The sequence below is a fragment of the Streptomyces sp. NPDC048696 genome (assembly GCF_043198895.1).
Lineage (GTDB): Bacteria > Actinomycetota > Actinomycetes > Streptomycetales > Streptomycetaceae > Streptomyces.
In genome coordinates this window covers 146,093-159,278 of sequence record NZ_JBICVJ010000016.1, presented here as the reverse complement: position 1 = coordinate 159,278, position 13,186 = coordinate 146,093, and the positions used below count along the sequence as shown (strand labels likewise).

At 72.4% G+C, this 13,186-nt stretch carries 11 protein-coding genes; 6 read left to right on the top strand and 5 right to left on the bottom strand.

Translation table 11 applies throughout. The features are described from left to right. Nucleotides 1-37 precede the first annotated feature (37 nt). Entirely contained in the window at nt 38-976 is a 939-nt protein-coding gene (gene mshD / locus ACGFRG_RS29425; protein ID WP_361429477.1) for a mycothiol synthase, read from the bottom strand. 176 nt (nt 977-1,152) lie between these two features. Between mshD and ACGFRG_RS29420 the strand changes: the two genes are divergently transcribed. Then, nucleotides 1,153-2,979 carry a bifunctional metallophosphatase/5'-nucleotidase gene (locus ACGFRG_RS29420; RefSeq protein WP_393268746.1) on the top strand — a complete coding sequence of 609 codons (1,827 nt, stop codon included), beginning with the start codon at nt 1,153-1,155 and terminating at the stop codon, nt 2,977-2,979. Nucleotides 2,980-3,062: 83 nt separating this feature from the next. Here the strand turns inward: ACGFRG_RS29420 and ACGFRG_RS29415 are convergent, their stop codons facing one another. From ACGFRG_RS29415 to ACGFRG_RS29405, 3 genes are all read right to left on the bottom strand, one after another. Further along, nucleotides 3,063-4,481 carry a sensor histidine kinase gene (locus ACGFRG_RS29415; RefSeq protein WP_393268744.1) on the bottom strand — a complete coding sequence of 473 codons (1,419 nt, stop codon included), beginning with the start codon at nt 4,479-4,481 and terminating at the stop codon, nt 3,063-3,065. 8 nt (nt 4,482-4,489) lie between these two features. Continuing rightward, nucleotides 4,490-5,227, bottom strand: a complete 738-nt coding sequence (locus ACGFRG_RS29410; protein WP_361429483.1) for a response regulator transcription factor — start codon at nt 5,225-5,227, stop codon at nt 4,490-4,492. 107 nt (nt 5,228-5,334) lie between these two features. Then, nucleotides 5,335-6,444, bottom strand: coding sequence for a S1C family serine protease (locus tag ACGFRG_RS29405; protein ID WP_393268740.1), 1,110 nt, complete (start codon nt 6,442-6,444; stop codon nt 5,335-5,337). 410 nt (nt 6,445-6,854) lie between these two features. On the opposite strand from ACGFRG_RS29405, the gene ACGFRG_RS29400 reads away from it, so the two are divergent. Together ACGFRG_RS29400 and ACGFRG_RS29395 are read left to right on the top strand one after the other, a co-directional pair. Then, a complete protein-coding gene (locus tag ACGFRG_RS29400) occupies nt 6,855-7,730 on the top strand; it encodes an NUDIX hydrolase (RefSeq protein ID WP_393268737.1) in 876 nt (291 codons plus the stop codon). A 201-nt stretch (nt 7,731-7,931) separates the two neighbouring features. Then, the gene (locus ACGFRG_RS29395) at nt 7,932-8,762 is read left to right on the top strand and encodes an MBL fold metallo-hydrolase (protein WP_393268734.1); all 831 of its coding nucleotides are present in this window, start codon (nt 7,932-7,934) and stop codon (nt 8,760-8,762) included. A gap of 163 nt (nt 8,763-8,925) precedes the next feature. On the opposite strand, the gene ACGFRG_RS29390 is transcribed toward ACGFRG_RS29395, so the two are convergent. Further along, on the bottom strand, nt 8,926-9,600 hold the full coding sequence (locus ACGFRG_RS29390) for a Crp/Fnr family transcriptional regulator (protein WP_017947815.1): 675 nt from the start codon (nt 9,598-9,600) through the stop codon (nt 8,926-8,928). 407 nt (nt 9,601-10,007) lie between these two features. On the opposite strand from ACGFRG_RS29390, the gene nth reads away from it, so the two are divergent. The 3 genes from nth to ACGFRG_RS29375 all read left to right on the top strand — a co-directional run bounded on the left by nth (nt 10,008) and on the right by ACGFRG_RS29375 (nt 13,122). Continuing rightward, the gene (gene nth / locus ACGFRG_RS29385) at nt 10,008-10,997 is read left to right on the top strand and encodes an endonuclease III (protein WP_393268731.1); all 990 of its coding nucleotides are present in this window, start codon (nt 10,008-10,010) and stop codon (nt 10,995-10,997) included. A gap of 121 nt (nt 10,998-11,118) precedes the next feature. Next, entirely contained in the window at nt 11,119-11,883 is a 765-nt protein-coding gene (locus ACGFRG_RS29380; RefSeq protein ID WP_393268728.1) for an NUDIX hydrolase, read from the top strand. A gap of 12 nt (nt 11,884-11,895) precedes the next feature. Then, on the top strand, nt 11,896-13,122 hold the full coding sequence (locus ACGFRG_RS29375; protein ID WP_361429492.1) for a MarP family serine protease: 1,227 nt from the start codon (nt 11,896-11,898) through the stop codon (nt 13,120-13,122). Nucleotides 13,123-13,186 lie beyond the last annotated feature (64 nt).

Sequence of the window (13,186 nt, the reverse complement as noted above, 5' to 3'; positions counted from 1 at the left end):
CGAGCGACTGCCGGTCCCGCCGAGCCCTCACTCGCCTCTAGGACTCGGTCCGGTACATCAGATCCACCTCATGCGTGGTGAACCCAAGACGTTCGTACACGGTCACGGCGGCCGTGTTGTCGGCGTCCACGTACAACATGGCCACAGGCACCCCCTCGGCCGCAAGGTGGCGCAGCCCCGTCGCGGTGAGGGCCTTGCCCAGGCCGCCGCCCTGGGCATCCGGCCGGATCCCCACGACGTACACCTCCCCGATCCTCTCCTCGGCATGCACCTTCGTCCAGTGGAAGCCCACGATGCGGTCGTCCCGCTCGGCCAGGAAGAAGCCCTTCGGGTCGAACCACGGCTCGGCCTTGCGGTCGTCGAGGTCGCGCTGGGTGAGCGAGCCCTGCTCGGGGTGGTGCGCGAAGGCCGCCGCGTTCACCGCGAGCCACGCCGTGTCGTCCTCGCCGGGCACGAAGGTCCGTACGGTGACGCCCGGCGGATAGACCGGCTCGGGGATGTCGAGCGGGGCCAACGGCCGCCGCATCTGGCGCAGTTCGCGGAACAGGGTCAGCCCCAGGACCTGGGCGAGGTGGCGCGCCGCCGAGTGCCCACCGTGCGCCCAGACCCGCAGCCGCTTGCCGGACGCGCCGAGCAGCGCCGAGCCGAGCGCCCGCCCGTGGCCGCGGCCGCGGTGCGCGGGGTGGATGACGAGTTCGGCGGCCGGTGCCTCGATCGGGTCGGTGTCCTCCAGCTGCGCGTAGCCGATGAGCTCGGTGCCCTCGGAGCCGGTGACGGTGAGCAGGAAGTGGCGGATCCCGGGCCGCCGCCCGCCGCGCAGCTGGAGCCGTCCCTGCTCGGAGACGGCCTGCTGCCCGTCGCTCCGGGCGGCCTCGGCGAGCAGCGCGAGCACCTCCTGGGCCTGGGGGTGGGTCAGCTCGTCGAGGGTCTGGATCTCACGTCCGGAGGGGCCGGGGCCGGCGGGGTCAGTCGTCATGTGTACGAGCGTACGGTGAGCGGGGGCAAAACCTGACGTACCGCCAAACGGCAACCATCCCGTAACCCCATCCCCCTGTCGCGCTACGCGCGTTGACCCTAGGCTGCCGCAGGCAGCGGACCTCGTCCGTCACGCCGAACGACCACCGAACCACCCATGAACCACCTAGGGGAGAGATGTCAGCGACACCCCGGAAGAACCGCGGCGGCCGGACCGGCCGCCGGGTCCTGGCGGCCGCCGCGGGACTCACCACGCTCGGCGCGCTCGTCGCCGCGATGCCCGCGGCCGACGCCCACGACAAGGGGCACGGCCACCCGAAGCCCGCGCGGACGGTGGACGTCCAGCTTCTCTCCTTCAACGACCTGCACGGCAATCTGGAGCCGCCGGCGGGTTCGGCCGGCACCGTGGCCCAGAAGCAGCCCGACGGGACGGTGAAGTCCATACCGGCCGGCGGTGTCGAGTACCTGGCGACCTCGCTGCGCGACGCGCGCAAGGGCCACCCGTACTCGATCACCGCCGCCGCCGGTGACATGGTCGGCGCCAGCCCGCTGCTGTCGGGGCTCTTCCACGACGAGCCGACCATCGAGGCGCTGAACGACATCAAGCTGGATGTCACCTCGGTCGGCAACCACGAGTTCGACGAGGGCGCCGTCGAGCTCGCCCGGATGCAGAACGGCGGCTGTCACCCGGTCGAGGGCTGCTACGAGAAGGGCAGGAAGTTCCCGGGCGCCGGCTTCCCGTATCTCGCGGCCAATGTGACCAGCGAGAAGACCGGGAAGCCGATCCTCAAGCCGTACACGGTCTGGAAGAAGAACGGCGTCAGGATCGGCTTCATCGGTGTGACCCTCAAGGGCACGCCGGACGTGGTGACCGCCGAGGGCGTCAAGGGCCTGAAGTTCCACGACGAGATCGAGACGATCAACAAGTACGCCAAGGAGCTCGACCGGCAGGGCGTGAAGTCCATCGTCGCCCTGATCCACGAGGGCGGGCTGCCGACCAGCAACGCGTACAACTACGACTGCGACTCGGCGGGCCCCGGCAGCGGTCTGTCCGGCCCGATCGTCGACATCGCCAAGGGCGTCACGCCCAAGGTGGACGCGCTGATCACCGGCCACACCCACACCGCGTACGCCTGCACCATCCCGGACCCGGCGGGCAACCCGCGCATGGTCACCTCGGCCGCCTCCTACGGCAAGCTGTTCACCGAGACGACGCTGACGTACGACAAGCGGACCAAGGACATCGTCCGTACGGCCGTGAAGTCGCCGAAGTCCGTGAACCACATCGTCAGCCGCGACCAGGCCAAGGCGCCGGACATCAGCGCGCTGATCGCCCGCTGGAACAAGCTGGCCGCGCCGGTCGCGAACCGGCCGCAGGGCTACATCTCGGCCGACATCAACGGCCGCGGCTCCGAGGCCCCCGAGAAGCCGCTCGGCGACCTGATCGCGGACGCGCAGCTCGCGGGGCTCGCCCCGAGCGACAAGGGCGGCGCGCAGATCGCGTTCATGAACCCCGGAGGCATCCGCTCCGACCTCGTCTACAAGGCGAGCGGCAGTGAGGGCGACGGGGTGGTCACCTACGGCGAGGCGTTCACCGTCCAGCCGTTCACCAACATGATGAACGTCGTCTCCCTGACCGGCGCCCAGCTGATCCAGGGCCTCCAGCAGCAGGTCAGCGGCGGCAACACGGCCGAGCCCAAGATCCTCCAGGTCTCGAAGGGCTTCACCTACACGCTGGACATGACCAAGACGGGCGCGGCCCGGGTCCTGGTCGACACGGTGAGGCTGAACGGCGTCGCCATCGACCCGGCGAAGTCGTACCGCGTCGCGATGAACGCGTTCCTCGCGGGCGGCGGCGACGGCTTCACGGCGCTCGGCCAGGGCACGAACAAGCTGGTCGGCGCGTCCGACCTGGACGTCTTCAACGCCTACCTGGCGGCGAACTCGTCGGCGTCCAAGCCGATCGCGCCGCCGGCCCAGGACCGGATCACGGTCGTGAAGTAGGAGTACGAGACTCGCGTGAAGTAGTCGCGTGCGCGTGCGGTGAGGGGCGGTGGGCCGGTCGGCCCACCGCCCCTCACCTGTTCTCACGTGTACTCGGGCGGCGGGGTCGGGGCGCCCGGGAGGCGGATGGTGGCGACCGTGCCGGGGGCGTCCGGGGCGGGGCCGAGGGCGATGGTGCCGCCCGCGTGCTCGACCGTACGGGCCACGATCGAGAGCCCGAGGCCCGAGCCGGGCAGCGAACGGGCCGACTGGGAGCGCCAGAACCGCTCGAAGACGTGCGGGAGTTCATCGGCCGGGATACCCGGACCCTGGTCGCGCACGGTCAGCACACCCCGGTCCAGGGCGACGGTGATCGTGCCGCCCGGCGGGCTGAACTTCACCGCGTTGTCCAGCACGTTGACGACCGCGCGCTCCAGCTTCGCGGGCTCGGCCCGTACGTACCAGGGCGCGAGCTCGGCCGTGATGGTGAGCTCGGGGCCGCGCAGCCGGGCGCGGTCGAGGGCGATGCGGGTGATGTCGTGGAAGCCGACCACTTCGAGGGGCCCCTCGCGGACCGCGTCCGGCCGGGACAGCTCCTGCAGGTCGCCGATCAGCGAGGCGAGCTCGGACATCTGGGCCTTGACCGAGACCATCAGCGCCTTGCGGTCGGCCGGCGGGATGACCCGCCCGGTCTCGTCGCTGCGCGCCAGCAGCTCGATGTTGGTACGCAGCGAGGTCAGCGGGGTGCGCAGTTCGTGGCCCGCGTCGGCGATGAGCTGCGCCTGGCGGTCGCGGGAGGAGGCGAGGGCGGCGGTCATCGCGTTGAACGACCGCGACAGCCGGGCGATCTCGTCCTCGCCCTCGGCGGGGATGCGGACGGTCAGGTCCTCGGTACGGGCCACGTGCTCGACGGTGCCGGTCAGTTGGTCGACGGGGCGCAGTCCCGCACGCGCGACCCAGAGGCCGGCGGCCCCGGCGCCGATGACTCCTATGCCGGAGACGATCAGCAGGACGATCGCCAGCTTGTTGAGCGGCGTCGTCACGTCGGACATCGGTACCGCGATGGAGACGGCGACCCGGCCTTGCTGGCCGAGGCCGCTGATGTGGGCCGCCTGGGTGTAGACGCGGCGCTCCACCCCGGACCCGTCCGTCGTGGTGTGCAGGGCGTCGCCGCGCGGACCGGTGGCGACGGCGATGTCCGCCTCCCGTACCGGCAGATGCGCGGACCTGGGGTTGGCGCACACCGTGCCGTCCGGGAAGACCACCTGCGTCAGCGGGGTGTTGCCCGGCAGCCGGATCGGCTCGGGGTTGGGGCTGCGGCAGGTCCGGATCAGGACCGTGGCGTACTCCGCGCTGGCGGAGCTGGCCGCCTGGTTGCGCAGCCGGTTGTCGAGCTGGCTCGTCAGCACCCCTTGGGTGATGAACCAGCACGCGGCGGCCACCGCGGCCACGGCCACCGTCACCGCTGTCGCCACGAGCAGCGCGAGCCGGGATCTGAGCGGCAGCTCGCGGAACCACCGCACCGGGCCCCTCACTCCGCCCCGCCCGCGCGCAGCGCGTATCCCACACCGCGCACGGTGTGCACCACGCGCGGCTCGCCGCCCGCCTCGGTCTTGCGGCGCAGGTACATGACGTACACGTCGAGGGAGTTGGACGACGGCTCGAAGTCGAAGCCCCAGACCGCCTTGAGGATCTGCTCGCGGGTCAGCACCTGGCGCGGATGGGCCAGGAACATCTCCAGGAGCGTGAACTCGGTACGGGTCAGCTCCACCACCCGCTCGCCCCGCGTCACCTCGCGGGTCGCCAGGTCCATGCGGAGGTCCGCGAAGGTCAGCACGTTGGCGTCGGGCTGCTCGCCCGCGCCGGTCGGCGCCGCGTACGAGCTGCGGCGCAGCAGGGCGCGGATCCGGGCGAACAGCTCGTCCAGCTCGAACGGCTTGACCAGGTAGTCGTCGGCGCCCGCGTCGAGCCCTGTGACGCGGTCGCCGACGGTGTCGCGGGCGGTGAGCATCAGCACCGGGGTGGTGGACCCGGCCGCGCGCAGCCGCCGGGCGGCCGTGAGCCCGTCCATCCGGGGCATCTGGATGTCGAGGACGATCAGGTCCGGCTGGTACGCCTCCGCCTTGGCCAGCGCGTCCAGACCGTCGACGGCGACCTCCGTCCCGTACCCCTCGAAGGCGAGACTGCGCTGCAGCGCCTCGCGGACGGCGGGCTCGTCGTCGACGATCAGGATGCGCTGGGTGTCGTCCTCGGCGGGTGCGGGGCTCATCGGTGTGGGGTCTTCCTCGGGGTGGGCCAGGTGTCGGGGTGGTGCCGGTTGTCGGGGTGGTGCCGGTTCGCGCTGTCCAGCGTCGCACGCCGGGCGGGGGCGGGGCGTCAGCTGTTGGCGTTGTTGCCGCCGGAGCCGCCGCTGCCCGACCGCAGGCTGTCGAGGTCGGCCTTCACGGTGTTGATCGGGATGGCGAACCCGAGCCCGACACTACCGGCCGCTGAGCTGGAGGCATTGGCGGAACTCGGGCTGTACATGGCCGAGTTGATGCCGATGATGTTGCCGTTCATGTCGATGAGCGCGCCGCCGGAGTTGCCCGGGTTGAGCGAGGCGTCGGTCTGGATCGCCTTGTACGTGGTCTTCGAGGAGCCGGTGTCGCCGTTGAACTGCTGCCCGCCGAACTCGAACGGCCAGCCGCCGCGTCCACGCCCCTGCCCCTGCCCCTGCGTGTCTCCCTGGCCCTGGCCCTGCTCCTTGGCGACGGTGACATCGCGGTTGAGGGCGGAGACGATGCCGCTGGTGACGGTGCCGGTCAGGCCCTCGGGGGAGCCGATCGCGACGACCTGGTCGCCGACCTTGAGGTTGTCGGAGTTGCCGAGGCTGGCTGGCTTGAGCCCACTGGCACCCTGCACCTTGATGAGCGCGAGGTCCTTGTCCGGGTCGGTGCCGACGACGCTCGCGTTGTACGTCCTGCCGTCGCTGGTACGCACCTTGACCTGGTCGGACCCGGCGACGACGTGGTTGTTGGTGACGATCTCCCCGCCCGCGGTGACGATCACCCCGGAGCCGGTGGACTCGCCGGAGGACGAGGTCGCGCTGATCTCCACGATGCTGGGCGAGACGGCCTGGGCGACCCCGGCGACGGTGCCGTTGGTGCTCCTGGAGGCGTTGGTGCCGCTGACGCCGGGGGCGCTGGCGGTGGTGCCGCTGCCGGCCCACCGCTCTATGAGCGTGGCGGTCCCGCCGCCCACGGCGGCCGCGGCGATGGCGACGGCGGCGATGAGCCCGACGGAGCGGCGGGCGCGGCGGTGGGCGGCGGGCGGGGTGCCGGGGATGCCGTTCCCGGCGCCGCCGGGAGGAATGTCCCCACTCCCGTTGCCGTTCCCGGGGCCGGTGTGCACGGGCGCGCTGGGCTCGTACGGCGGCGGGGGCGGGTAGGCCCCGGACGCCTGCGGATACGGCTGCGGCTGCTGCGGCTGGTGCTCGGGGAGGCTCATGTCCTTCACCTTCGCGGCGCTTGATGAGAGCCGTCTGAGGACGCGGTGAGAAGCCCGGCAGAACCGTGTTTGCCCGATATAAAGACCCCCTTCGGAAGCGTTCGCCTGCGGGCCGTGCTGGGTTGCTCGCGCCCACGCGGCGGAGCCGCAAATCGACACAGCCCCGCGCCCCTTAGATGGGCCCTTCGGGCCCTCCTTCAGGGGCGCGGGGAACTGCGCGACAAGCCCCCACCGGGCCGCAGACGAACGACCACCGCCGGAGGCTTTCGGGAAGGGGCGGGGTGGGGAATGCCCGCCGGAGGCGGAAACGGGGTTCGGGGCGCAGCCCCGGCAGGGGCCCCGGGGGCGCGGCCCCGGGCACGGACCTGCGGGGCCTCGAACATGCGCGCGTCAGCGGATAGCCTCCCGCCATGCCCAATGGTCAGTGGTACCCGCCGGAATGGCCCGACCGGATCCGCGCCCTCGCCCACGGCGACCTCGTCCCCGTACCCCCGCGCCGCGCCGCAACAGTCCTCCTCCTGCGCGCAGAGCGCACCGCCCTCGCCGTGCACATGCTCCGCAGACGCACCTCCATGGCCTTCGCCGCAGGCGCGTACGCGTACCCCGGCGGCGGCGTCGACCCCCGCGACGACGCGCGCCGCATCGGCTGGGCCGGTCCATCACGCGAGACCTGGGCGGAACGCCTGGGCGTGGGCCCCGACGACGCCCAGGCGATCGTCTGCGCCGCCGTCCGCGAGACGTACGAGGAGTCCGGCGTCCTCCTCGCCGGCCCCGACGCCACGAGCGTCGTCGGCGACACCACCGGCGACGACTGGGAGGCCGACCGCCTCGCCCTCGTCGCCCGCGACCTCTCCTTCGCCGAGTTCCTGGACCGCCGCGGCCTCGTCCTGCGCTCGGACCTGCTCGGCGCGTGGGCGCGCTGGATCACCCCCGAGTTCGAGCCGAAGCGGTACGACACCTGGTTCTTCGTGGCCGCGCTCCCGGAGGGCCAGCGCACCCGCAACGCCTCCACCGAGGCCGACCGGACCGTGTGGATCGACCCCGCCGAGGCCACCGCCGGGTACGACCGGGGCGAGCTGTTGATGATGCCCCCGACCGTCTCGACCCTGCGCGACCTCCTCCCGTACGCCACCCCCGCCCAGGCCGTCGCCGCCTCGGCCACCCGCGACCTCACCCCCGTACTCGCCCGGGCGAGCCTCGGCGACGACGGCGAGATCGTGCTGAGCTGGCCCGGCCACGACGAGTTCACCAAGCACATCCACGCCGCCGGAGGAACGGCCCCATGACCGAACCAGCCGCCGCCCTCCCGCTGACCCCGTCCCCGATCGAAGGTGTCCAGGCATGACCGAGGCAGCCGCCCTCCCCGGCCAGCCGCGCGGCGGGGGCCGTTTCCTCCGTGCGCCCCTCGCACCGCTGCGCGGGCTTCGCGGCGCTGCGCCGGCCTCCGGCCGGCGGTCCGGCCCGTTCCCGATGGAAGGTGTCCAGGCATGACCGAGGCAGCCGCCCTCCCCGGCCAGCCGCGCGGCGGGGTGCTCTCCTGCCCCGCCACCGACCGTGCCGTCAACGTGCTCGCGCCCAACGCGTCCGCGATGACCCTCGACGGCACCAACACCTGGATCGTGGCCGAGCCCGACTCGGACCTCGCGGTCGTCATCGATCCCGGGCCGCTGGACGACGCCCATTTGCGCGCCGTGGTCGCGACCGCCGAACGCATGGGCAAGCGCGTCGCGCTCACCCTCCTCACCCACGGCCACCCCGACCACGCCGAGGGCGCGGCCCGCTTCGCCGAGCTGACGCGTACGCATGTACGCGCCCTCGACCCGGCGTTGCGCCTCGGCGACGAGGGCCTGGCCGCCGGCGACGTGATCACCACCGGCGGTCTGGAGATGTGGGTGGTGCCCACCCCCGGCCACACCGCCGACTCCCTCTGCTTCCATCTCCCCGCCGACCGGGCCGTGTTGACGGGGGACACGGTCCTCGGGCGCGGCACGACCGTCGTGGCGCACCCCGACGGCCGACTCGGCGACTACCTCGACTCGCTTCGGCGGCTCCGCTCGCTGACGGTCCAGGACGGCGTGCGCACCGTACTGCCCGGGCACGGTCCGGTCCTCGACGACGCCCAGGGCGCCATCGAGTTCTACCTCGCCCACCGGGCCCACCGGCTGGCCCAGGTGGAGACGGCCGTGGAGGACGGCCACACCACGGCGGCGGACGTGGTGGCCCGTGTCTACGCGGACGTCGACCGTTCCCTGTGGCCGGCCGCCGAACTCTCCGTACGCGCCCAGCTGGAATACCTGCGCGAGCACGGCCTCATCTAGCCCCCCAAAGGGGCGCGGGGCACTGCGCGACCAGCCACGCACGGTCCGCGGCCGACCACGTAACCCAAGCTAACCCCGACCACTGACAACGCGACGCGAACGGGCCCGCCTCCCCGAGGGGAAACGGGCCCGTCAGCACGTTCAGGCACAAACACCCGCCGCGTCAGCGCGACCGCTTCGCCAGCCGCTCCACGTCCAGCAGAATCACCGCACGCGCCTCAAGCCGCAGCCACCCGCGCTGGGCGAAGTCGGCGAGGGCCTTGTTGACCGTCTCGCGGGACGCGCCGACCAGCTGGGCCAGCTCCTCCTGCGTCAGGTCGTGCACCACGTGGATGCCCTCCTCCGACTGCACGCCGAAGCGGCGCGACAGGTCGAGGAGCGCACGGGCCACGCGGCCCGGGACGTCCGAGAAGACCAGGTCGGACATCTGGTCGTTGGTCTTGCGCAGTCGGCGGGCGACGGCACGCAGCAGCGCCGTGGCCACCTCCGGGCGCGCGTTCAGCCAGGGCTGGAGGTCGCCGTGGCCCAGGCCGAGCAGCTTGACCTCGGTCAGCGCGGTCGCCGTGGCGGTACGCGGGCCCGGGTCGAACAGCGACAGCTCGCCGATGAGCTCGCCGGGGCCGAGGACGGCCAGCATGTTCTCGCGGCCGTCGGGCGAGGTGCGGTGGAGCTTGACCTTGCCCTCGGTGACCACGTACAGGCGGTCGCCGGGGTCGCCCTCGTGGAAGAGGGCGTCGCCGCGGGCGAGCGTCACCTCACTCATCGAGGCGCGGAGCTCCGCGGCCTGCTCATCATCGAGCGCCGCGAAGAGCGGGGCGCGCCGCAGAACGTCGTCCACGAGTTCTCTCCTTGTCGACCGGTACAGGGGACCGTGCTCCCCATTTTGCCGGACGGGGTAAACAGTGCGATCAATCACAAGGATGACGCACCCGAGCTCCGGACTGTGCGGCAGGGGGCCGATTGGGGTGGTGATTCGCTGTGGCCGGGGCGGATGTCAGTGCGTGGCTTTAGGCTGGCCGGGTGTCCAATTCGCCGGTGAGAGCGCAGGCCAGGGGGGCCGTACGAGTGTCCGCAGGCAGTGATTCCGCTGTGGGCGAACAGCCCGCGGGTAAACCGAAAAAAGCCGCGAAAGAATCAAAATCAGCCAATCGGGCCGCGTCGACGGCGTCCACGCCGCCGTCCGCCCCGGGCGCGTCGCCGACCCCGGCCACGCGCGCGAAGCCCCCGGCGAAGAAGGCCGCGGCGGTGAAGAAGGCCGCAGTAGTGAAGAAGGCCGCAGCGGCCAAGAAGGCTCCGGCCGCGAAGAAGGCCGCGCCGGCGAACCAGGCCGCCACCAAGAAGGCCGCCGCGACCAGGCCCGCCACCAAGCCTGCCGCCAAGAGCGCCGCCGCCAAGAAGGCCGTCCCCAAGCCCACCACCGCCAAGAAGACGGCCGTCAAGAACACGGTCACCCAGAACACGGCCGCCACTCCCGAGTCCCACCTCGCCATGGTCCGCCGCGCCCGGCGGATCAACCGGGAGCTCGCCGAGGTGTACCCGTACGCCCACCCCGAGCTCGACTTCCGTAACCCCTTCGAGCTGCTGGTCGCCACCGTCCTGTCGGCCCAGACGACCGACCTGCGGGTCAACCAGACCACGCCCGCGCTGTTCGCCGCGTATCCCACTCCGGAGGACCTCGCGGCGGCCGATCCGGAGGCCGTCGAGGAGCTGATCCGGCCGACCGGTTTCTTCCGGGCCAAGACCAGGTCGATCATGGGTCTCGCGGCCGCCCTCCGCGACGACTTCGGGGGGAACGTGCCGGGCCGTCTCGACGACCTGGTGAAGCTCCCGGGCGTCGGCCGCAAGACGGCGAACGTGGTGCTCGGCAACGCCTTCGGCGTTCCCGGCATCACCGTCGACACCCACTTCGGCCGTCTCGTGCGCCGCTGGAAGTGGACGGACGAGGAGGACCCGGTCAAGGTCGAGGCCGTGGTCGCCGAGATCTTCCCGAAGAGCGAGTGGACGATGCTCTCGCACCGCGTCGTCTTCCACGGCCGCCGCATCTGCCACGCCCGCAAGCCCGCCTGCGGCGCCTGCCCCATCGCCCCGCTCTGCCCGGCGTACGGGGAGGGCGAGACGGACCCGGAGAAGGCGAAGAAGCTCCTGAAGTACGAGAAGGGCGGCTTCCCGGGCCAGCGCCTGGCCCCGCCGCCGGACTACCCGGGCCTGCCCGCGCCTCCGCTGGGGGCCGGATGACCCCAGCCCCGACGGCGAAGGCCCCATGGCGCGAAAGGCCTCATCGCGAAGGCCCGATGACGGCGACGGAACGAATGCGACCGGCCCGCACGTTGTGACCGGTGGAACGACGGGGGTGCCCATGACGCACGCGAGCGACACCAGCAAGACGTACGACAGGCTCAACGGCAGCGGATCCGGCAGCGGATCCGGCGGTGGCGACGGCGCCGACGGCCGGTCCGGCCCCGCCGTCAGCCGCGACGGGCTGCCCGACTGGCTGGACCCTGTCGCGCGCGCCGCCGACAGCATCGAGCCGCTCCAGCTGAGCCGGTTCCTGCCCCCGGAGAGCGGGGACGGGCGGCAGTCCGCCGTCCTCATCCTGTTCGGCGAGGGCCCGCGCGGGCCCGAGCTGCTGCTCATGGAGCGCGCCAGCCAGCTCCGCTCGCACGGCGGCCAGCCCTCCTTCCCGGGCGGCGCCCTCGACCCCGAGGACGGCGACCCGCAGACCACCGGCCCGCTGCGCGCCGCCCTGCGCGAGGCCGAGGAGGAGACCGGCCTCGACCCCGAAGGGGTCCAGCTCTTCGGTGTGCTGCCCCGGCTCTACATCCCGGTGAGCGCCTTCGTGGTCACGCCCGTCCTCGGCTGGTGGCGCGAGCCGAGCGCGGTGCGGGCGGTGGACGCGGCGGAGACCGCCCGGGTCTTCACGGTCCCCGTGGCGGATCTCACGGACCCGGCCAACCGTGCGACCGCCGTGCACCCGCGCGGGCACGCAGGACCGGCCTTTCTGGTCGAATCCGCCCTCGTCTGGGGCTTCACGGCCGGGGTGATCGACCGGTTGCTGCACTTCTCGGGCTGGGAGCGGCCCTGGGATCGCACCCGGCGGGTCCCGCTCGACTGGCACGCGTGACAGGCTGACCCCGTGAACGTGCTGGACATCCTGTTGCTGGTCGCCGCCGTGTGGTTCGCGATCGTCGGCTACCGCCAGGGCTTCGTCGTCGGCATCCTGTCGGTGATCGGCTTCCTCGGCGGTGGTCTCATCGCCGTGTATCTGCTGCCGGTCATCTGGGACCAGCTCACCGACAAGCGGGAGGTGTCGACCACCGCCGCGATCGTCGCGGTCGTGGTCGTGATCGTCTGCGCCTCCGTGGGGCAGGCCTTCACCACCCATCTGGGCAACAAACTGCGCCAGCACATCACCTGGTCGCCCGCGCGCGCCCTGGACGCGACGGGCGGCGCGCTGGTCAACGTCCTCGCGATGCTCCTGGTCGCCTGGCTGATCGGCACCGCGCTCTCCCCGCTGGCCGACCCCCAGCAGGACCCGCAACGGCCCGGCAACGCGCTGGGCAGGGCCGTCGACGACTCGCGGATCCTGCACGGCGTCGACAAGGCGATGCCCAAGCAGGCGCACACCTGGTTCTCGGACTTCTCCTCGATGCTGGCGAAGAACGGGCTGCCGCAGGTCTTCGCCCCGTTCACGCACGAGTCGATCACGCAGGTCCCGGCCCCCGACCCGGCGCTCGCGGGCAGCCCGGTCGCGGCCCGCGCCAAGAGCTCCATCGTCAAGATCACCGGCACCGCGCCCAGCTGCGGCAAGCGCCTGGAGGGCACCGGCTTCGTCTTCGCCGACCGCCGGGTGATGACCAACGCCCACGTAGTGGGCGGTGTGGACGACCCGAAGATCCAGATAGGCGGTCAGGGCCGGACGTACGACGCGACGGTCGTGGTCTACGACTGGCGCCGCGACATCGCCGTCCTGGACGTCCCCGACCTGCGGGCCCCGGCGCTGCACTTCTCCTCCGAGGCCGCCCACAGCGGCAACGGCGCCATCGTGGCGGGCTTCCCCGAGGACCAGCCGTACGACGTGCGCGCCGCGCGCGTGCGCGGCCGCATCACCCCGCCCGGCCCCGACATCTACCACCGCGGCACCGTCACCCGCGAGGTCTACTCGCTGTTCACCACGGTCCGCCCCGGCAACTCCGGCGGCCCGCTGCTCACCCCCGACGGCAAGGTCTACGGCGTCGTCTTCGCCAAGTCCCTCGACGACCCGAACACCGGATACGCGCTGACGGCCGCCGAGATCCGCGAGGACATCCAGCTGGGCCGCACCGCCAACCAGCAGGTCGACAGCCAGCAGTGCGCCCTGTGACCCGCCGTACGGTCGCCCCGGCGGCCCTCTGACGCCCTGCCCGCCCCTGGGACCCTGGAGAGGC